Here is a 19,113-nt window from a genome sequence, read left to right as displayed (position 1 = left end):
GGGCGTGCGGGAGGGGGCGGGACGCACCCGCCCCCTCATCGAGCACGTGGCTCGGAGCGCAGGGCTCAGGAGACGCCCAGCTCCTTCGCGTTCTTCTTCAGGTCCTCGAGACCACCGCACATGAAGAACGCCTGCTCCGGGAAGTGGTCGTACTCGCCGTCGCAGATCGCGTTGAACGCGGCGATCGACTCGTCGAGCGGCACGTCCGAACCGTCCACGCCGGTGAACTGCTTGGCGACGTGGGTGTTCTGGGACAGGAAGCGCTCCACGCGACGGGCGCGGTGGACGACGAGCTTGTCCTCCTCGCCGAGCTCGTCGATACCGAGGATCGCGATGATGTCCTGGAGGTCCTTGTACTTCTGCAGGATGTTCTTCACGCGCATGGCCGCGTTGTAGTGGTCCGCGGAGATGTAGCGCGGGTCCAGGATCCGGGACGTGGAGTCCAGCGGGTCCACGGCCGGGTAGATGCCCTTCTCGGAGATCGGGCGGGACAGCACCGTCGTCGCGTCGAGGTGGGCGAAGGTGGTGGCCGGGGCCGGGTCGGTCAGGTCGTCGGCCGGGACGTAGATCGCCTGCATGGAGGTGATCGAGTGACCGCGGGTCGAGGTGATGCGCTCCTGGAGGAGGCCCATCTCGTCGGCCAGGTTCGGCTGGTAGCCCACCGCGGACGGCATGCGGCCGAGCAGCGTGGAGACCTCGGAACCGGCCTGCGTGAAGCGGAAGATGTTGTCGATGAAGAACAGCACGTCCTGCTTCTGGACGTCGCGGAAGTACTCGGCCATGGTCAGGCCGGCCAGCGCGACGCGCAGACGGGTGCCCGGGGGCTCGTCCATCTGACCGAAGACCAGCGCGGTCTTGTCGATGACGCCGGAGTCCGACATCTCCTCGATGAGGTCGTTGCCCTCACGGGTGCGCTCACCGACACCGGCGAACACGGAGACACCGTCGTGGTTGTTGGCGACGCGGTAGATCATCTCCTGGATGAGCACCGTCTTGCCGACGCCGGCGCCGCCGAACAGGCCGATCTTGCCGCCCTTGACGTACGGGGTGAGCAGGTCGATGACCTTGACGCCCGTCTCGAACATCTCGGTCTTCGACTCGAGCTCGTCGAAGTTCGGGGCCTTGCGGTGGATCGGCCAGCGCTCGCCGTCGTAGGTCTCGTCGACGTTCAGCACCTCACCGAGGGTGTTGAACACCTTGCCCTTGGTGAAGTCGCCGACCGGCACGGTGATCGGCGCGCCGGTGTCGACGACCGGGGCCTGGCGGACCAGACCGTCGGTCGGCTGCATGGAGATCGCACGGACCAGGCCGTCACCCAGGTGCTGGGCGACCTCCAGGGTCAGCGTCTTCTTCTCGCCGGCCTTGGCCGGGTCGGCCACCTCGACGTGCAGGGCCTGGTAGATGTCCGGCATCGCGTCGACGGGGAACTCCACGTCGACGACCGGGCCGATGACCCGGGCGACGCGGCCCGTAGCCGTCGCGGTCTCAACAGTGGTGGTCATTTATCGGTCACTCCCCGCGGTCGCGTCGGCCAGGGCGCTGGCGCCACCGACGATCTCGCTGATTTCCTGGGTGATTTCGGCCTGGCGGGCCTGGTTGGCAAGCCGGGTGAGGTTCTCGATGAGCTCGCCGGCGTTGTCGGTGGCCGACTTCATCGCGCGCCGCGTCGCGGCATGCTTCGAAGCGGCCGACTGGAGCAGCGCGTTGTAGATGCGGCTCTCCACGTAGCGCGGCAGCAGGGCGTCGAGGACGTCCTCCGCCGAGGGCTCGAAGTCGTACAGCGGGAGGATCTCGCCCTGGGGCGCGGCCTCCTCGGCGACCTCGTCGAGGCGCAGCGGCAGCAGCCGGGCGTCCAGCGCCGTCTGCGTCATCATCGAGACGAACTCGGTGAAGACGATGTGGAGTTCGTCCACTCCGCCCTCGGCCGTGTCCTTCTCGATGGCCTCGATCAGGGGCGCCGCGACCTTCTTGGCGTCCGCGTACGTCGGCTCGTCCGTGAAGCCCGTCCACGACTCCGCGATCTTGCGCTCACGGAAGTTGTAGTGGGCGACCCCGCGCCGGCCGACGATGTACGAGTCGACCTGCTTGCCCTCGCGCTCCAGGCGCTCGGTCAGCTGCTCCGCCGCCTTGATGGCGTTGGAGTTGAAGGCGCCGGCCAGGCCGCGGTCGCTCGTGAGGAGCAGGACCGCGGCACGGGTCGGGTTGTCCGCCTCCGTGGTGAGCGGGTGCTTGGTGTTCGAGCCGGTACCGACCGCGGTGACCGCGCGGGTGAGCTCCTGCGCGTACGGCGTGGAGGCCGCCACCTTGCGCTGCGCCTTGACGACGCGCGAGGCGGCGATCATCTCCATCGCCTTGGTGATCTTCTTGGTCGCGCTGACGGATCGGATGCGACGCTTGTAGACCCGGAGCTGGGCTCCCATGAGTCAGGTCCCTTCCTTACGTCACTTGGCGGAAGCGGCAGGAACGTCCTCGCCGAGCAGCTTGCCGTCCGAGGTCTCGAACTGCTTCTTGAACTCCGCGATCGCGTCGGCGACGGCCGTGAGGGTGTCGTCGGACATCTTGCCGCCCTCGCGGATGGAGGTCATGAGGCCCTGCTCCTTGCGGTGCAGGTACTCCAGCAGCTCCTTCTCGAAGCGGCGGATGTCGGCGACCGGGACGTCGTCCATCTTGCCGGTGGTGCCGGCCCACACGGAGACGACCTGGTCCTCGGTGGACATCGGCTGGTACTGGTCCTGCTTCAGCAGCTCGACCATGCGCTGACCGCGCTCCAGCTGGGCCTTGGAGGCGGCGTCCAGGTCGGAACCGAAGGCGGCGAACGCCTCCAGCTCACGGAACTGGGCGAGGTCCACGCGCAGCCGGCCGGAGACCTGCTTCATGGCCTTGTGCTGCGCGGAGCCACCGACGCGGGAGACCGAGATACCGACGTTCAGCGCGGGACGCTGACCGGCGTTGAACAGGTCCGACTCCAGGAAGCACTGGCCGTCGGTGATGGAGATGACGTTGGTCGGGATGAACGCCGAGACGTCGTTGGCCTTGGTCTCGACGATCGGCAGACCGGTCATCGAACCGGCACCCATGTCGTCGGAGAGCTTGGCGCAGCGCTCCAGGAGACGGGAGTGCAGGTAGAAGACGTCACCCGGGTAGGCCTCACGGCCCGGCGGGCGGCGCAGCAGCAGGGACACGGCGCGGTAGGCGTCGGCCTGCTTCGACAGGTCGTCGAAGATGATCAGGACGTGCTTGCCCTGGTACATCCAGTGCTGACCGATGGCCGACCCGGTGTACGGCGCCAGGTACTTGAAGCCGGCCGGGTCGGACGCCGGGGCGGCGACGATGGTCGTGTACTCCAGCGCGCCGTTCTCCTCCAGCGCGCGGCGGACCGACGCGATGGTGGAGCCCTTCTGGCCGATGGCGACGTAGATGCAGCGGACCTGCTTCTTCGGGTCGCCGGTGCGCCAGTTGTCGCGCTGGTTGATGATCGTGTCGACGGCCAGGGCGGTCTTGCCGGTCTGGCGGTCACCGATGATCAGCTGACGCTGACCACGGCCGATCGGGGTCATCGCGTCGACGGCCTTGTAGCCGGTCTCCATCGGCTCGTGCACCGACTTGCGCTGCATGACCGTGGGGGCCTGCAGCTCCAGCGCACGCCGGCTGTCGGTCTCGATCTCGCCGAGGCCGTCGATCGGGTTGCCGAGCGGGTCGACGACACGGCCGAGGTAGCCTTCGCCGACCGCCACGGAGAGCACCTCGCCGGTGCGCTGCACCGGCTGGCCCTCCTCGATGCCGCTGAACTCACCGAGGACGATGGCACCGATCTCGCGCTCCTCGAGGTTGAGGGCGAGGCCGAGGGTGCCGTCCTCGAACTTCAGCAGTTCGTTGGCCATGGCCGAGGGAAGACCCTCGATCTTCGCGATGCCGTCGCCGGCAAGGGTGACCGTACCGACCTCCTCGCGCGAGGCCGCGTCCGGCTTGTACGACTGGACGAAGTTCTCCAGCGCGTCCCGGATCTCCTCCGGCCGGATCGTGAGCTCCGCCATCTGGGTTCCCTGCTCTCCTTGTTGGGCCCGAAGTTTCACTTTGGGGGTCTGGGGGCGACCCCCAGGAATCCTCTGCACGGCCCAACCAGGGCCGTAAGTACGTACTGCTTTTCTCGAGATGTCGAGTCGCTGCTAGCTCGCCATGCGGCGGGCGGCCTCGTCCAGCCGGTCCGCCACGGAGCCGTTGATGACCTCGTCACCGACCTGCACCCGGATCCCTCCGATGACCTCGGGATCCACCTCCAGGTTGAGGTGCATCCGGCGGCCGTAGAGCTTTGCCAGGGCCTCGCCCAGGCGCCGCTTCTGCGGGTCGCTCAGCGGCACCGCGGAGGTGACGATCGCCACCAGGCGGTCCCGGCGCTCGGCGGCGAGCTTGGACAGGGACTCGAGTCCCGCTTCCAGGCTACGTCCCCGCGGCGCGGTCACCAGGCGGACGACCAGACGCTCGGTGGCCGGCTTGGCCCGTCCGCCCAGCAGCCGGTGCAGCAGCTCGGTCTTGGCCTGAGCACCGGCGGCGCGGTCGGTCAGCGCGGCGCGCAGCTGGGTGTTGGAGGAGACGATCCGGCCGAACCGGAACAGCTCGTCCTCGACCTCGTCGAGGTTGCCCTGCTTCTCGGCGGCCGTGAGGTCGGCGATGTTCGCCAGCTCCTCCAGCGCGTCGACCAGGTCGCGGGGCTGCGACCAGCGGGCGCGGGCCATCCCCGACACCAGGTCGGCGGCGGGGCCGCTGACCTGGCCGCCGATCAGGCGCTGCACCAGCTGCGCCTTGGCCTCTGCGTGCTGCGCCGGGTCGGTGAGGACCCGGCGCAGGCCGCCCTCGCGGTCGAGCAGCGCGGTGACGGCCGCCAGCTCGTCCGCGAGCGCGGCGGCGTCCACGGACGTGGAGTCCGTCAGCGCGTCGAGACGCTCACGTGCGGCTGCCAGGGCCTCGCGGCTCGCTCCGTTCATCGCGCGGCCTCGGCCTTCTCCTCGAGGTCCTCGAGGAAGCGGTCGATCACACGGCTCTGCCGGGCGTGGTCCTCGAGGGACTCGCCGACGAGCTTGCCGGCCAGGTCGGTGGCGAGCCTGCCGACGTCCCGACGCAGCGCCGACGCGGCGGCCTTGCGGTCGGCCTCGATCTGGGCGTGACCGGCGGCGACGATCTCCTCGCGCTGCCGCTGGCCCTCGGCCCGCATCTCGGCGATGAGCGCGGCACCCTGCTCCTGCGCCTCCTGGCGCAGACGCGCGGCCTCGTGCCGTGCCTCCGCGAGCTGTGCCTTGTACTGCTCAAGGACGCTCTGGGCCTCGACCTTCATGGCCTCGGCCTCTTCGATACCGCCTTCGATCGCCGCGCGGCGCTCCTCCAGAACCCTGTTGATGTTCGGAAGCAGCTTCTTCCAGAAGAAGAAGAACACGACGGCGAAGGCGATGGTGCCGACGAGCAGCTCGGGGTATTCCGGGACGAGCGGGTTTCCGCCCTCCTCCGGGGCCGCCAGCTGTACCAGGTTGGCGATCACATCAGTGCCTTTCGTCGATTCGTGTCGGGTAAGGAGTGATTACTTACCGAACACGAACGGCATAACGATGCCGATGAGGGCGAGCGCCTCACAGAAGGCGAAGCCCAGGATCTGGTTGGCGCGGATCAGACCGGCGGCCTCGGGCTGGCGGGCGAGGGCCTGGGTGCCGTTACCGAAGATGATGCCGACGCCGATGCCGGGGCCGATGGCCGCGAGGCCGTAGCCGATGGAACCGAGGGAACCGGAGACGCCGGCGGCGAGCTCGATGGCAGCGGACATGCCGTTTCTTCCTTCTCTATTGCGGACCGGTGGGGGTTGGCCACCGGACGAATGGGGTTACGGGGCGGGGTGGTTCCGGATCAGTGGTGCTCGGCGAGAGCGCCCTGAATGTAGGAGCAGGCGAGGAGCACGAAGACGTACGCCTGCACGGCCTGGATGAACATCTCGAAGACGATCAGGGCCGCGGTCATCACGAACGAGACGCCCGCGCCCACGACCAGCCAGCCGTTCAGCAGGTACCAGGAGGCGACGGTGAACATCGCCAGCATCAGGTGGCCGGCGAACATGTTGGCGAACAGTCGGACCGCGTGCGTGAAGGGCCGGACCAGCAGGTTCGAGAAGAACTCGATGACCATGACCAGCGGCAGCACCGCGCCCAGCGACTTGTCGTAGCCCGTGACGTTCTTGAAGAAGCCGACGAAGCCGTGCCGCTTGAAGGTCAGGATGACCCAGGTGAGCCAGACGATCACGGCCAGCACCATCGGGTAGGCGATGATCGACGACACCGGGAACTGGGCGAGCGGGATGACCTCCCACAGGTTCATGATCCAGATGAAGAAGAACAGGGAGACCATGAGCGGGACGTACTTCTCGCCCTCGCGCTTGCCGAGCGTCTCGTACACGATGCCGCGGCGCACGAAGTCGTAGCCGGCCTCGCCGATCATCTGGAGCTTGCCGGGCACGACCTTGGCGTTGCCGAAGGCCGCCCAGAAGAAGCCGACGACGACAACGGTGCTGATGACCGCGAGCAGGATGACCTTGTTGAACTCGAAGCCACCGACCGTGAAGATCGGCTTGAAGAGGAAGGACTCGAGACCCGGGGCCGGGAAGCCGCACCCGTTGTCGGACAGGATCCGACAACTCCAGTCAAAGGCGAGCTGGGTCTGGTCAGCACTCACCGCGGGCTCCTTCGGCGTGACGCATGGGTACGGCAACCTCGTTGTGTCGGCGCGGCGCGCGGCCGCGGATCGGCACCGGACTGGTGTTACGGATGTGGGGGCGGCTGGGGGGCTTGGAGCCTCGCCATTGAGCAGGCGTCAGCTCAGATGCCCGCGCCCGCGATGCCGCAGTTGGCACCGGACGATAGCAGGAGATCTCACAGGCCTTTATCGCGCCCCTACCCCTCACGACGACGGTCCCGTCTTCTCGCGCCTCTCGCTCTTCTCGGGGTTCGGGTCGACGTAGAAGATCTTGGCCTTCATGTGTGCGCGAGCCTGCGCGGCCATCCACACGACGGTCGTGACGACCAGCGACACGGCGAACGTCTTTGCGTTGAAGAGAGAGGTGCTCTTGAAGACGGCGACGAAGATCAGGAGGAGGAGCAGCTGGGCCATGTAGAGCATCAGGCCCATCGCCTGGAACAGCTGGGGGAGCGTTTTCGCCGTCCACTGCAGCACGTAGAGGCCGATCCCCATGAACAGGACGGCCAGCAGCGTGCCGACGGCCGCGCCGAGCGCACCCTTGCCCCCCGCGACCGCGGCGCTCACGGCGACGGCGATCACGCCGGCAGCCGCTGCGGGCGCAGCGATCTGCAAGAGGTTCCGGGCGTCATTGGACGGCATGGCGGCAACTCCGCTTTCACAGGGGGCAGGGTGTCGTCATGGACGAGCGTAGTCCCGGGCTGAGTGATCGAGATCTCGCACCAGGGGACCGTCGCACTACGGTCCCTCGGTTCCATCCCGGGTTCTCGTGAACGGTATCACAAACTATTTGATGAGGTCTTTACCTGGTTGGTGTGCTTGCTGTCACACATGAGAGTGACAGTGCACGTCTGCGCAGAAACCTGGACGCTTTGTCTGGTATTAGGGGGCTTCGCTCCCCCACGACTTGGCAATGCTCTCGTCAGATTCTTACCTTGGGAGGCTCAGCTCCGGTCAAGGGAACGCGAACGGGCGCTGATCGCCGTGGCCCCGTTGACGCCGCGCGCCGCGGCCGTGACGGGCGTCCGCTCCTCGGCCTCCTCGCAGGGCGCCGTCTCGGCGAACGCGGCCCCGGCGGCGCGGCGCCCGCGGTACCTGGGGGGCACGACGTGCTGGGCCCACGCCGGCACGCGGGGCGTGAACCGCGGGAGCAGCAGCAGGACCAGGCCGACGGCGCTGAGGAAGACGACGCCCAGCACGATCCACATGGAGGCCGAGTTCACCGAGTAGGCCAGCGCCGCGAAGGCGATCAGGGCCGACCAGAAGTACATGATCAGCACCGCCCGGCTGTGCGAGTGGCCGATCTCCAGCAGCCGGTGGTGCAGATGCCCGCGGTCCGCGGCGAACGGGGACTGGCCGCGCCAGGTGCGGCGCACGATCGCCAGGACCAGGTCGGCGGCGGGCACGGCGATGATCGTCAGCGGCATGAGCAGCGGGATGTAGACCGGCACCATCTGATGCACGGTGTTGCGCTCGGAGCCGGAGAACAGCTTCATCACGTCCGGGTCCACCTGGCCCGTGACCGAGATCGCGCCGGCGGCGAGCACCAGGCCGATCAGCATGGAGCCGGAGTCGCCCATGAAGATCCGCGCGGGGTGCATGTTGTGCGGCAGGAAGCCCAGGCACATGCCCATCAGGACGGCGGCGAACAGCGTGGCCGGGGCGGCGGCCTCGATGCCGTACGAGTACCAGATCCGGTAGGCGTACATGAAGAACGCGGCGGCGGCGATGCACACCATGCCGGCCGCGAGGCCGTCCAGGCCGTCGACGAAGTTCACCGCGTTGATGGTGATGACCACCAGGGCCACCGTCAGCAGGGTGCCCTGCCACTGGGTGAGGGCCACCGTGCCGACGCCCGGCACCGGCAGCCACAGGATGGTCAGGCCCTGCATGACCATGACGCCTGCGGCGATCATCTGCCCGCCGAGCTTGATCAGGGCGTCGATCTCGAACTTGTCGTCCAGGACGCCGATCAGCCAGATCAGCGCCGCCCCGGAGAGCAGCGCGCGCGGCTCGTTGGACTTGTCGAACACCCAGTTCAGGTTCGTGAGATGGTCGGCGACCAGCAGGCCCGCGCACAGGCCGAAGAACATGGCGATACCGCCGAGGCGCGGAGTCGGCTCCCGGTGCACGTCCCGGGCCCGGATCTCCGGCATCGCCCCCGCCACGATCGCGAACTTGCGTACCGGCCCCGTCAGCAGATACGTCACCGCGGCCGTGATGCAGAGCGTCAGCAGGTATTCACGCACGGGCTTCCCCACAGGTCTCGCTGGCCATCACAGCCCCACACCCTAGCGGCGGACGTATATGGATGGGGACTTCCGGGTAGGCACGATGGTTGCACGTGTGGCTGTGTACGACGTGCACAGCAGGGTGTACGCGTTTACCGCCTACCCCGGTTCAGCCGGGATACGGCGGGAATCCGGCGGTCAGCTCGCGCACCTCCTCCCGCGCCCGGGCGGGCTCGCGCTGCCCGCGCACCACCGCGGCCAGCAGAGCGGCGATCCGCACCATCTCCGGCTCGCCCATGCCCTGCGTGGTCACCGCCGCGGTGCCCAGGCGCAGGCCGCGGCCGTCGCCGTGCGGAAGCGCACAGCAGTCCAGGACCAGGCCGGCGGCGGCGAGCCGGCCGCGCGCGCTGCGGCCGTCCACGCCGAGCGGCGCCGGGTCGGCGGTGATCAGATGGGTGTCCGTGCCCCCGGTGGTGACGGCGAGCCCCTCGGCGGCCAGGTGGCCGGCCAGCACGCGGGCGTTGGCGACCACCTGATGGACGTAGGCGGCGAACGCCGGCGTCGCCGCCTCGCCGAACGCGACGGCCTTGGCGGCGATGGTGTGCATCTGCGCGCCGCCCTGGGTGAACGGGAACACGGCCCGGTCGACGCGCTCGGCCAGTTCGCTCCCGCACAGGATCATGCCGCCGCGGGGACCGCGCAGCACCTTGTGCGTGGTCGCGCACACGATGTCGGCGTACGGCACCGGGTTGGGCGCCGCTCCCCCGGCGACCAGCCCGATCGGGTGCGCGGCGTCCGCGATCAGATAGGCGCCGACCTCGTCGGCGACCTCGCGGAAGAAGGCGTAGTCGATGTGGCGGGGATAGGCGATCGAGCCGCACACGATCGCCTTCGGCCGGCGGCCCCGGGCCAGGTGGCGCACCTGGTCGTGGTCGATGAGCCCGGTCTCGGCGTCGACGCCGTAGCCGACGAAGTCGAACCAGCGGCCGGAGAAGTTGGCGGGCGAGCCGTGGGTGAGGTGGCCGCCGTAGGGCAGGCCGAGGGCCAGGACGGTGTCGCCGGGGCGCAGCAGGGCCGCGTAGGCGGCCAGCACGGCCGAGGAGCCCGAGTGGGACTGGACGTTGGCGTGCTCGGCGCCGAACAGCGCCTTGGCCCGCTCGACGGCGAGGCGCTCGGCGACGTCGACGATCTCGCAGCCGCCGTGGTGCCGGGCGCTCGGGTAGCCCTCGGCGTACTTGTTGGCGAGCGGCGAGCCGAGGGCGGCGAGGACGGCCGGGGAGGTGAAGTTCTCGGCGGCGATCAGCTGGAGCGTCGTGGACTGCCTGCGCAGCTCCGCCTGCAGGATCTCGGCCAGCTCCGGGTCCTGCCGCCGCAGGACATCGGTCTCGTGGGCAGTGGTGACCGACATGACGGGCTCCGGGCTGTCGACGGTGGCGTATCCCCCAATGTAGGCCCGGGACACCGGGGACGCGCAGCCGTTACGTCCGTTTATGCGCTTCTATGTCCGGGCGGGTACGCCGGTCAGCGCAGTCACCACCGGGTCCAGCGCGTCCCGTATCTCGTCGCCGATCGACCGGAAGAAGGTCAGCGGGGCGCCGTAGGGGTCGTACACCTCGTCCGCCTCGGCCGTGGGCGCCAGAAGCCACCCGCGTAGAGCCGCCGCGGCGCGGACCAGCGCGCGTGCGCGCATCACCACGCCGTCCTCCAGGGGCGGCAGCGTGGCCGGGTCTATCGCCTTCACCAGGCGCGTGAACTCCTTCAGCGTGAAGGTGCGCAGGCCCGCCGAGTGGCCCATCGAGATGACCTGGGCACGGTGGTCGCGGGTGGCGGTCAGCACGAGGTCGGCCATGATGACGTGCTCGTCCAGCAGTTCGCGGCCGACGAACCCGGAGGCGTCCGCGCCGAACTCGGCCAGCACGGTCTCCGCGTTGGCCTCCATCGGCGCGCCCTCGTGGCCCCAGGTGCCCGCGCTCTCCACGATCAGCCCGCCGCCGAGCACGCCGAGCCGCTCGGTGACGAAATGCCGGGTCAGCCGCTCGGTGATGGGCGAGCGGCACACGTTGCCGGTGCTGACGTGGAGGATGCGGAAGGTGTCGCGCGGAAGGCCGAAGGTGGTGGTCTCCTCCGCGACGCGGTCCCCGTCGCCTATGCCACGCCCCGCGTCAGGGGCCGTCAATTCGCCACCTCGAGGTCGGGTACGACCTTGCGCAGCTCGTCGGCGGAGAGGGCGCCCTCGCGCAGCAGCAGCGGCACCTCGCGGGAGACGTCCACGATGGAGGACGGCACGTTGGCCGGGGTCGGGCCGCCGTCGAGGTAGACGGAGACGGAGTCGCCGAGCATGTCCTGGGCGGCGTCGCAGTCCTCCGGCGCCGGGTGCCCCGTGAGGTTGGCGGAGGAGACGGCCATCGGGCCGACCTCGGTGAGCAACTCGATGGCGACCGGGTGCAGCGGCATGCGCACGGCGACCGTGCCCCGGGTGTCGCCGAGGTCCCACTGCAGGGACGGCTGGTGCTTGGCGACGAGCGTCAGGGCGCCCGGCCAGAACGCGTCGACCAGCTCCCAGGCCGCCTCCGAGAACTCCGTGACGAGGCCGTGCAGGGTGTTCGGGGAGCCGATGAGCACGGGGGTGGGCATGGTGCGGCCCCGGCCCTTGGCGGCGAGCAGGTCGGCGACGGCCTCCGAGGAGAACGCGTCGGCGCCGATGCCGTACACCGTGTCGGTCGGGAGCACCACCAGCTCGCCCCGGCGGACGGCGGACGCGGCCTCGCGCAGACCCGTCACGCGGTCGGTCGCGTCGTTGGTGTCGTATCGCCGTGCCATGTCTAGCGGACTCCTTTGTCTGTCGCTCGGTTCGCCCCCGGGGCGCCTTCGGCCGGTGCCGGGTACGCGCCCGTGCTCGGCCCCTCGGGCCTCCACGCGCTCGCGCACCCGGCACCGGCATGCCTCTTCGGCTCACTCGCTTGTGCCCTGGCAGACCTCGGCATCACGGCAAGGCCTTACGCGCTGTCGCGAACCGGGGACGGTTGTTGAGGTCGGGGTGGTCGGCCGCGTCGGCCCAGCCCCGCTCCTCGGTGAAGATCCACGGCACCTGGCCGCCCTGGGTGTCGGCGTGCTCGATCACCACCACCCCGCCGGGGCGCAGCAGCCGGTGCGCGGTGCGTTCCAGGCCGCGGATGAGGTCCAGGCCGTCCTCGCCGGAGAACAGCGCCAGCTCCGGGTCGTAGTCGCGGGCCTCCGGGGCGACGTACTCCCACTCGGTGAGCGGGATGTACGGCGGGTTGGAGATGACCAGGTCCACCTGGCCGTCGAGGTCCGGGAAGGCGGTCAGGGCGTCACCCTGGCGCAGGTCGACCCTGGACCCCTCCATGTTCTTGCGGGTCCACTGCAGCGCCTCCTCCGACAGCTCCACGGCGTGCACGCGCGAGCGGGGCACCTCCTGGGCGAGGGCGAGCGCGATCGCGCCGGAGCCGGTGCACAGGTCGACGATGCACGGCTCGACCACGTCCATGGCGCGCACCGCGTCTATGGCCCAGCCGACCACGGACTCGGTCTCCGGGCGCGGCACGAACACCCCGGGGCCGACCTGGAGTTCCAGGTAGCGGAAGTAGGCCCGCCCGGTGATGTGCTGCAGCGGCTCGCGCTGCTCGCGCCGGGCGATGACCTCCCAGTACCGGGCGTCGAAGTCCGAGTCCTTCACGGAGTGCAGTTGGCTGCGCTTCACGCCGTGCACGAACGCGGCGAGCTCCTCCGCGTCGGTGCGCGGCGAGGGCACGCCGGCGTCGGCCAGCCGCTGGGTGGCCTGGGCCACCTCCGCGAGCAGCAGGTTCACGCGAGTCCTCCGTGTCGTACTCGTACTCGTGCTCGTACGTGCGTACGTGTCTTACGCGGCCGCCAGCTTCGCCGCCGAGTCGGCGTCGACGCAGGCCTGGATCACCGCGTCCAGGTCGCCGTCCAGGACCTGGTCCAGGTTGTACGCCTTGAAGCCGACGCGGTGGTCGGAGATGCGGTTCTCCGGGAAGTTGTAGGTGCGGATCTTCTCGGAGCGGTCGACGGTGCGGACCTGGCTGCGGCGCGCGTCCGCCGCCTCCCGCTCCGCCTCCTCCTGCGCCATGGCGAGGAGCCTGGAGCGCAGGATACGCAGCGCCTGCTCCTTGTTCTGCAACTGGCTCTTCTCGTTCTGGCAGGAGGCGACGACGCCGGTCGGGAGGTGCGTGATGCGCACCGCGGAGTCGGTGGTGTTGACGGACTGGCCGCCCGGGCCGGAGGACCGGTAGACGTCGATGCGCAGGTCGTTCGGGTTGATCTCCACGTCCACCTCCTCGGCCTCGGGGGTCACGAGGACGCCGGCGGCGGAGGTGTGGATACGGCCCTGGGACTCGGTCGCCGGCACCCGCTGCACGCGGTGCACCCCGCCCTCGTACTTCAGCCGCGCCCACACGCCCTGACCGGGCTCGATCTGCCCGCGCGCCTTCACCGCGACCTGGACGTCCTTGTAGCCGCCCAGCTCGGACTCGGTGGCGTCGATGATCTCCGTCTTCCAGCCGACGCGCTCGGCGTAGCGCAGGTACATGCGCAGCAGGTCGCCGGCGAACAGCGCCGACTCGTCGCCGCCCGCGCCCGCCTTGATCTCCAGGATCACGTCCTTGTCGTCGCTGGGGTCGCGCGGGACCAGCAGGAAGCGCAGGCGCTCGGTCAGCTCCTCGCGCTGCTTCTCGAGATCCTTGACCTCCGCCGCGAAGTCGGGATCGTCGGCGGCCAGCTCGCGCGCGGTCTCGATGTCGTCGCCGGTCTGCTTCCAGGAGCGGTACGTGGCGACGATCGGGGTCAGCTCGGCGTAACGCTTGTTCAGCCTGCGCGCGTTCGCCTGGTCGGCGTGGACCGACGGGTCGGCGAGCTTCTTCTCCAGGTCGGCGTGCTCGGCGACGAGCTCCTCGACGGCCTCGAACATCTTTGGGCTCCTGTACTGCGATGAAGGGAAGGGCGGGCGACCAAAAACGCCGGTCCCGGCGCACGCCCGCAGGGGCGCACGGCCGTGGACCGGCGAATGGGGGCTCGCTACTTCTTGGAGCCGGCGGCCTTGCCGAAGCGGGCCTCGAAGCGGGCCACACGGCCACCGGTGTCGAGGATCTTCTGCTTGCCCGTGTAGAACGGGTGGCACTCGGAGCAGACCTCGGCCCGGATGGTGCCGGACTCGATGGTGCTGCGGGTGGTGAACGACGCGCCGCAGGTGCAGCTGACCTGCGTCTCGACGTACGCGGGGTGGATGTCGCGCTTCAAGGTTTCTCCTAGGTTTCGGGAGAGCGCCGGGTCGCCGCCGCGGGGTGCGGGGGCGTGAACCGGAGCCGACGTACCAGTCTGCCAGGACTGGTGCCATCCACCCAAACCGGGGGTGCGGCTGTTCTATTCCTGCGGTGTCACGTGCCGCTACGGACCCGCTTCTACGGGTGAGCGCGCACCGCTGCGACCCCACGCCTGCCGCGCCGAGCGCGCACCGCTGCGGCCCCGCGCCTGCCGCTTCTGCCCGGTGCCTCTCAGCCGTTCACCACGCCGCCGGCTTCGCCCGTCGCCGTTCCCCGGGTGGCCGACTGCGGGATCGGCCGGTCGTTCTTCAGGGCGTCCCAGACCACTTGGGCCTTCGCCTTCTCCTCCAGGACCCGGTTGGGGTTGGACGGGTCGTACCGGACCGGCATGGTGACCATGGTCAGGTGCCGGGCGCCGATGTGTTTGAGGCCGTCCGCGAGGCCGATGAGGGAGTTGACCGAGCCGAGGTCGGAGTCGGTGGTGACGGCCCGGGTGGCGGTGTCGGCCAGGTCGTACAGCTTCTTGGGGTGGCTGAAGACACCGACCTGCCTGACCTGGCCGATCAGCGCCTTCACGAAGGCCTGCTGAAGCTGGATGCGGCCGAGGTCGGAGCCGTCGCCGACGCCGTGCCGGGTGCGGACCAGGCCGAGGGCCTGCTGTCCGTCGAGGGTGTGGGTGCCGGCCTTGAGGGTGAGATGGCTCTGCGGGTCGTCGATGTTCCTGGTCGTGGTGACCGGGACCCCGCCGACGTCGTCGATCAGCTTCCGGAAGCCCGCGAAGTCGACCTCCAGATAGTGGTCCATGCGCACGCCGGTCAAGGACTCGACGGTCTTCACCGCGCAGGCCGCACCGCCGGTCGAGTACGCCTCGTTGAACATCACGCCGGACGCGGCCGGGTGCGCGGTGCCCTGTGTGTCGGTGCACCGGGGCCGGTCGATCAGGGTGTCCCGCGGGATGGAGACCACGGCGGCCTTCTTGTGGCCCTTGTAGACGTGCACGATCATCGCGGTGTCGGAGCGGGCGCTGCCGTCGTCCGTGCCGCCGCCGAGCCTCTTGTTGGAGCCGGAGCGGGTGTCCGAGCCGAGGACCAGGATGTTCTCGGAGCCGTTGTCGGCCTTCGAGGGCCGGTCGTCGCCGAGGGCCCGGTTGATGTCGAGGCTGTGGATGTTGCCGTTGAGCTTGAAGTACACGAACCCGGCGCCCGCCCCGCCCAGCACGACCACGCCCGCGACCGTCCAGGCCGTGGCGAGCAGAGCCCTGCGGCTCCTGCTGCGGGCCTTGCGGGGCCCCCGGCGGCCGGGGTCGCTCGCGCCCGGCCGCGGTATCGCGGGGTCCGGCGTGCTCTCGGCGGTCACATCGCTCCTAGGTCTCGCCTGTCCGACTACCCCCTGCTTCCAGGGTCAGGCGCGGTTCTCACCGCTCCATCGTCGCTCCGTGCGGCCGGACGGAGAAACTCGGGACAGACGTGCACGACGCACCGTGCCCACCGCGTGACGCGGTGGGCACGGTGCGCAGTCGCTTACGCGTGTGAGCCTTGCTCACCTGGTGTTCAGCCCCAGATGTCGTACGCCTGGAAACCGGTGCCGGCCGAGACCCTTGTGGCGAAGATCTTGCTCGTGGCCTTTCCGGTGCCCTTGTACAGGTACAGGGTCCCGCCGGGGGTGCGGGCCAGGAAGTCGGCCTTGCCGTCGCCGCTCACGTCGCCGACCGCGTCGAAGGCGTTGTAACCGGTCCAGCCGCTGCGCACCTTGACGCGGGCCGAGAAGGCGCCCGTGCCCGACTTGCCGGTGCCCTTGTACAGGTACAGGTCGTCGCTGCCGGACTTGCGGGCGAGCAGGTCCGCCTTGCCGTCGCCGTTGAAGTCGCCGTGCCCGCGCACCGAGTTGTACTGGTTCCAGCCCGTGCCGACCTTCACGCGCGAGCCGAAGGTGCCGTTGCCCTTGCCCGGGTAGATCCACAGCGCGCCGCCGGAGTCCACGGACAGGACGTCGGGCAGGTAGTCGCCGGTGACGTCGCCCGGGACGATGATCCGGGTGCGGGTCTTCCAGCCGCTGAAGATCTTGGTGTCGGTCCAGGAGCCGTCCGTGCGGGCGCTGTTGAGCACGAAGTGCTCCCAGTACACGTCGCCGGTGGAGCTGACCCGGTAGATCAGGTCCTGGAAGCCGTCCCGGTTGAGGTCGGTCTGCAGGACCAGGTTGACGCCGCTCCAGTTGCCCCAGGACACGCGGGTGCCGAACGAACTGCCGCCGGAGTCCTTCTCGTAGCCGGTCTTCGTGGAGGAGGCCCGCACGAAGATGTCGGCCTTGCCGTCCGGCTTGCTGTTGAACAGGCTCAGGTTGGTGTCGTCGACCTGCGGATAGGCCGCGCCCACGTACGTCGAGACCTTGCTGAAGACGCTGTAGGCGCCCTTGGCCACGCAGTCCTGGACGCCCCAGGAGACCACGCCGGCGATCCGCCCGTTCACCACGAGCGGGCCGCCGGAGTCGCCGTTGCAGGTCGCCTGGGTGCCGCTGTCGCTGCCGGACTGCGTGCCGGCGCAGACCATGTGACCGGCGATGTACGCGCTGCCGTAGGCACCGGTGCAGGTGCTGTCGGCGTGGAGGCTCAGCGTGGCGGCCTTCAGCGTCTGGGAGATGGTGTCGGTGGTGGAGCTGGTGCGGCCCCAGCCGTAGACCTTGGCGCTGGTGCCGGCGGCGTACGACGCGGTGTCGCCGGAGGTGACCATGCGGATCGGCGTGGCCTTGACCGGGACGGCCAGGGTGAGCACGGCGATGTCGTTGTCGGCGGGCGGCCGGGCGGCGGTCGTCCCCACGGTGTACGACGGGTGGTTCCACTGGCGCGTGACGGCGGTGGCCTGGCCGCCGTGCAGGTCCGCGGCGCCGGTGGAGCCGGTGGTGGGCAGCTGGTCGGTGCCGGTGACGACGGCGCCGTAGGCCTTCCAGTTGTAGCTCTTGCCGTTCTCGTCCTTGACGCAGTGCGCCGCGGTGAGGATCTTCGTCGGCGCGACGACCGAGCCGCCGCAGAAGAAGCCGACGTCGTCGCCGGTGGTGCTGGTGCCCTTGTCGTCGTAGTACCACAGCTGCGCCATCCAGGGCGCCGAGGAGATGGTGGTCTCGCCACCGCCGATGATCTTCGGCGTGACGGCGCCGCTGCGCTTCGCCGCCGGGGCGCTGGTGCGGTCGGCACCCGCGATGCGCTTTTCCAGGGTGGCCTGGGAGGGCTGGCTGACGGCCGGCCGGGCGGTCGGCTTGGGCAGCGCGGTGGCGGCACCGGCCGAGGCCGTCATCAGCGCGGCGGTCACGGCGGCGGCGACCGCCGCGGCGCCGAGGGGCAGGCCGACGCGTATACGGCGTCTGTGCCGGCCGTTCTTGGGCTCGGGCAAGGGAATCCCCCAGAAAGAGATGAGAAGGAGGGGACGCATGGTGCGTCCCCTCCTTCTCAGCGCCAAAAGGCCACCCCCTGTCACTGTTCGACAGGGGGTGGCCTTGGCGCCCCGCGGGCGCGGAGAAGAGGGAGACGATCAGTCGCCGTTGCCCGGCGCCGGCGTCGTCTTCTGGATCTGCATCAGGAACTCGACGTTCGACTTGGTCTGCTTCATCTTGTCCAGCAGCAGCTCGATGGCCTGCTGCTGGTCCAGCGCGTGCAGAACACGGCGCAGCTTCCAGACGATGCCCAGTTCCTCGGCCCCGAGCAGGATCTCCTCCTTGCGGGTGCCGGACGCGTCCACGTCCACCGCCGGGAAGATCCGCTTGTCCGCGAGCTTGCGGTCGAGCTTGAGCTCCATGTTGCCGGTGCCCTTGAACTCCTCGAAGATCACCTCGTCCATGCGGGACCCGGTGTCCACAAGCGCCGTGGCCAGGATGGTCAGCGAACCGCCGTCCTCGATGTTGCGCGCCGCGCCGAAGAACCGCTTCGGCGGGTACAGCGCGGTCGAGTCGACACCACCGGACAGGATGCGGCCGGAGGCCGGCGCGGCCAGGTTGTAGGCACGGCCCAGACGCGTGATCGAGTCGAGCAGCACGACGACGTCATGGCCCAGCTCCACCAGGCGCTTGGCGCGCTCGATGGCGAGCTCGGCGACCGTGGTGTGGTCCTCGGCCGGGCGGTCGAAGGTCGAGGAGATGACCTCGCCCTTGACCGACCGCTGCATGTCGGTGACCTCTTCCGGACGCTCGTCGACGAGGACGACCATCAGGTGGCACTCGGGGTTGTTGTGGGTGATCGCGTTGGCGATCGCCTGCATGATCATGGTCTTGCCGGTCTTCGGCGGGGCCACGATCAGCCCGCGCTGGCCCTTACCGATCGGCGACACGAGGTCGATGATGCGGGTGGTCAGCACGCCCGGGTCGGTCTCCAGGCGGAGCCGGTCCTGCGGGTAGAGCGGGGTCAGCTTGTTGAACTCCGGGCGGCCGCGGCCGTGTTCGGGCGCCATGCCGTTGACGGAGTCGAGGCGGACCAGTGCGTTGAACTTCTCGCGGCGCTCGCCCTCCTTCGGCTGGCGGACCGCACCGGTGACGTGGTCGCCCTTGCGCAGGCCGTTCTTGCGGACCTGGGCGAGGGAGACGTACACGTCGTTCGGGCCCGGCAGGTAGCCGGAGGTCCGGATGAAGGCGTAGTTGTCGAGAATGTCCAGGATGCCCGCGACGGGGATCAGGACGTCGTCCTCGGCGAGCTGCGGCTCGGCGATGTCGTCGCGGCCACGGCGGCCCCGGCGGTCCCGGTAGCGGCCGCGACGGCCCCGGCGGCCGCCCTCGAAGTCGTCGTCGTCCTGCCGGCCGTCCTGGCGGCCCTGCTGCTGGCCCTGCTGCTGGCGCTGCTGGCCGCCCTGCTGGTCGTCGCCCTTGTTGCGGCG

18 protein-coding genes are annotated in these 19,113 nt (G+C 69.7%); all 18 read right to left on the bottom strand.

Annotated elements, in window-relative coordinates; all coding sequences use genetic code 11:
* Nucleotides 1-65 precede the first annotated feature (65 nt).
* Nucleotides 66-1,502 carry a F0F1 ATP synthase subunit beta gene (gene atpD / locus ACLU3S_RS17405; RefSeq protein ID WP_413952783.1) on the bottom strand — a complete coding sequence of 479 codons (1,437 nt, stop codon included), beginning with the start codon at nt 1,500-1,502 and terminating at the stop codon, nt 66-68.
* Nucleotides 1,503-2,420, bottom strand: a complete 918-nt coding sequence (locus ACLU3S_RS17400; RefSeq protein WP_413952782.1) for a F0F1 ATP synthase subunit gamma — start codon at nt 2,418-2,420, stop codon at nt 1,503-1,505.
* Nucleotides 2,421-2,441: 21 nt separating this feature from the next.
* Nucleotides 2,442-4,034, bottom strand: a complete 1,593-nt coding sequence (gene atpA / locus ACLU3S_RS17395; protein WP_413952781.1) for a F0F1 ATP synthase subunit alpha — start codon at nt 4,032-4,034, stop codon at nt 2,442-2,444.
* 132 nt (nt 4,035-4,166) lie between these two features.
* The gene (locus ACLU3S_RS17390) at nt 4,167-4,982 is read right to left on the bottom strand and encodes a F0F1 ATP synthase subunit delta (protein ID WP_413952780.1); all 816 of its coding nucleotides are present in this window, start codon (nt 4,980-4,982) and stop codon (nt 4,167-4,169) included.
* Nucleotides 4,979-5,530 (bottom strand): F0F1 ATP synthase subunit B, encoded by a 552-nt coding sequence (locus ACLU3S_RS17385; protein ID WP_413952779.1) that lies wholly within the window; start codon nt 5,528-5,530, stop codon nt 4,979-4,981. The genes ACLU3S_RS17390 and ACLU3S_RS17385 overlap by 4 nt, the downstream gene beginning before the upstream one ends.
* 39 nt (nt 5,531-5,569) lie before the next feature.
* Nucleotides 5,570-5,809 carry an ATP synthase F0 subunit C gene (atpE, locus tag ACLU3S_RS17380; protein WP_125497049.1) on the bottom strand — a complete coding sequence of 80 codons (240 nt, stop codon included), beginning with the start codon at nt 5,807-5,809 and terminating at the stop codon, nt 5,570-5,572.
* Nucleotides 5,810-5,889: 80 nt separating this feature from the next.
* On the bottom strand, nt 5,890-6,660 hold the full coding sequence (gene atpB / locus ACLU3S_RS17375; protein ID WP_413952801.1) for a F0F1 ATP synthase subunit A: 771 nt from the start codon (nt 6,658-6,660) through the stop codon (nt 5,890-5,892).
* Nucleotides 6,661-6,933: 273 nt separating this feature from the next.
* Nucleotides 6,934-7,371, bottom strand: a complete 438-nt coding sequence (locus tag ACLU3S_RS17370; RefSeq protein ID WP_413952778.1) for a hypothetical protein — start codon at nt 7,369-7,371, stop codon at nt 6,934-6,936.
* A gap of 302 nt (nt 7,372-7,673) precedes the next feature.
* A complete protein-coding gene (locus ACLU3S_RS17365; RefSeq protein WP_413952777.1) occupies nt 7,674-8,978 on the bottom strand; it encodes an MraY family glycosyltransferase in 1,305 nt (434 codons plus the stop codon).
* A 151-nt stretch (nt 8,979-9,129) separates the two neighbouring features.
* A complete protein-coding gene (gene glyA, locus ACLU3S_RS17360) occupies nt 9,130-10,368 on the bottom strand; it encodes a serine hydroxymethyltransferase (RefSeq protein WP_413952776.1) in 1,239 nt (412 codons plus the stop codon).
* Nucleotides 10,369-10,458: 90 nt separating this feature from the next.
* Nucleotides 10,459-11,136 (bottom strand): protein-tyrosine-phosphatase, encoded by a 678-nt coding sequence (locus ACLU3S_RS17355; RefSeq protein WP_413952775.1) that lies wholly within the window; start codon nt 11,134-11,136, stop codon nt 10,459-10,461.
* Complete coding sequence (locus ACLU3S_RS17350) at nt 11,133-11,780, bottom strand: L-threonylcarbamoyladenylate synthase (protein WP_413952774.1); 648 nt, start codon at nt 11,778-11,780, stop codon at nt 11,133-11,135. The genes ACLU3S_RS17355 and ACLU3S_RS17350 overlap by 4 nt, the downstream gene beginning before the upstream one ends.
* 163 nt (nt 11,781-11,943) lie before the next feature.
* Nucleotides 11,944-12,789 (bottom strand): peptide chain release factor N(5)-glutamine methyltransferase, encoded by an 846-nt coding sequence (gene prmC, locus ACLU3S_RS17345; protein WP_413952773.1) that lies wholly within the window; start codon nt 12,787-12,789, stop codon nt 11,944-11,946.
* Nucleotides 12,790-12,840: 51 nt separating this feature from the next.
* Nucleotides 12,841-13,908 carry a peptide chain release factor 1 gene (gene prfA, locus ACLU3S_RS17340; RefSeq protein ID WP_413952772.1) on the bottom strand — a complete coding sequence of 356 codons (1,068 nt, stop codon included), beginning with the start codon at nt 13,906-13,908 and terminating at the stop codon, nt 12,841-12,843.
* Nucleotides 13,909-14,015: 107 nt separating this feature from the next.
* On the bottom strand, nt 14,016-14,237 hold the full coding sequence (gene rpmE, locus ACLU3S_RS17335; protein ID WP_030740744.1) for a 50S ribosomal protein L31: 222 nt from the start codon (nt 14,235-14,237) through the stop codon (nt 14,016-14,018).
* A gap of 254 nt (nt 14,238-14,491) precedes the next feature.
* On the bottom strand, nt 14,492-15,616 hold the full coding sequence (locus ACLU3S_RS17330) for an LCP family protein (RefSeq protein WP_413952771.1): 1,125 nt from the start codon (nt 15,614-15,616) through the stop codon (nt 14,492-14,494).
* A gap of 194 nt (nt 15,617-15,810) precedes the next feature.
* Nucleotides 15,811-17,682 carry a trypsin-like serine protease gene (locus tag ACLU3S_RS17325; protein WP_413952770.1) on the bottom strand — a complete coding sequence of 624 codons (1,872 nt, stop codon included), beginning with the start codon at nt 17,680-17,682 and terminating at the stop codon, nt 15,811-15,813.
* Nucleotides 17,683-17,781: 99 nt separating this feature from the next.
* A partial coding sequence (gene rho / locus ACLU3S_RS17320; RefSeq protein WP_413952769.1) for a transcription termination factor Rho occupies nt 17,782-19,113 on the bottom strand: 1,332 nt, incomplete at its 5' end.

This window comes from Streptomyces sp. AF1A, from assembly GCF_047340315.1.
GTDB lineage: Bacteria > Actinomycetota > Actinomycetes > Streptomycetales > Streptomycetaceae > Streptomyces.
The sequence above is the reverse complement of the archived record's forward strand: the minus strand, read 5'-3'. Positions and strand labels throughout refer to the sequence as shown.

Bases quoted from the DNA above. Each gene is read 5' to 3' on its own strand.
- ACLU3S_RS17325 (WP_413952770.1), bottom strand. From the start codon at position 17,682: ATGCGTCCCCTCCTTCTCATCTCTTTCTGGGGGATTCCCTTGCCCGAG.
- ACLU3S_RS17370 (WP_413952778.1), bottom strand. From the start codon at position 7,371: ATGCCGTCCAATGACGCCCGGAACCTCTTGCAGATCGCTGCGCCCGCA.
- ACLU3S_RS17390 (WP_413952780.1), bottom strand. From the start codon at position 4,982: ATGAACGGAGCGAGCCGCGAGGCCCTGGCAGCCGCACGTGAGCGTCTC.
- atpA (WP_413952781.1), bottom strand. From the start codon at position 4,034: ATGGCGGAGCTCACGATCCGGCCGGAGGAGATCCGGGACGCGCTGGAG.
- ACLU3S_RS17350 (WP_413952774.1), bottom strand. From the start codon at position 11,780: ATGGCACGGCGATACGACACCAACGACGCGACCGACCGCGTGACGGGT.
- prfA (WP_413952772.1), bottom strand. From the start codon at position 13,908: ATGTTCGAGGCCGTCGAGGAGCTCGTCGCCGAGCACGCCGACCTGGAG.
- atpD (WP_413952783.1), bottom strand. From the start codon at position 1,502: ATGACCACCACTGTTGAGACCGCGACGGCTACGGGCCGCGTCGCCCGG.
- atpE (WP_125497049.1), bottom strand. From the start codon at position 5,809: ATGTCCGCTGCCATCGAGCTCGCCGCCGGCGTCTCCGGTTCCCTCGGT.
- glyA (WP_413952776.1), bottom strand. From the start codon at position 10,368: ATGTCGGTCACCACTGCCCACGAGACCGATGTCCTGCGGCGGCAGGAC.
- ACLU3S_RS17400 (WP_413952782.1), bottom strand. From the start codon at position 2,420: ATGGGAGCCCAGCTCCGGGTCTACAAGCGTCGCATCCGATCCGTCAGC.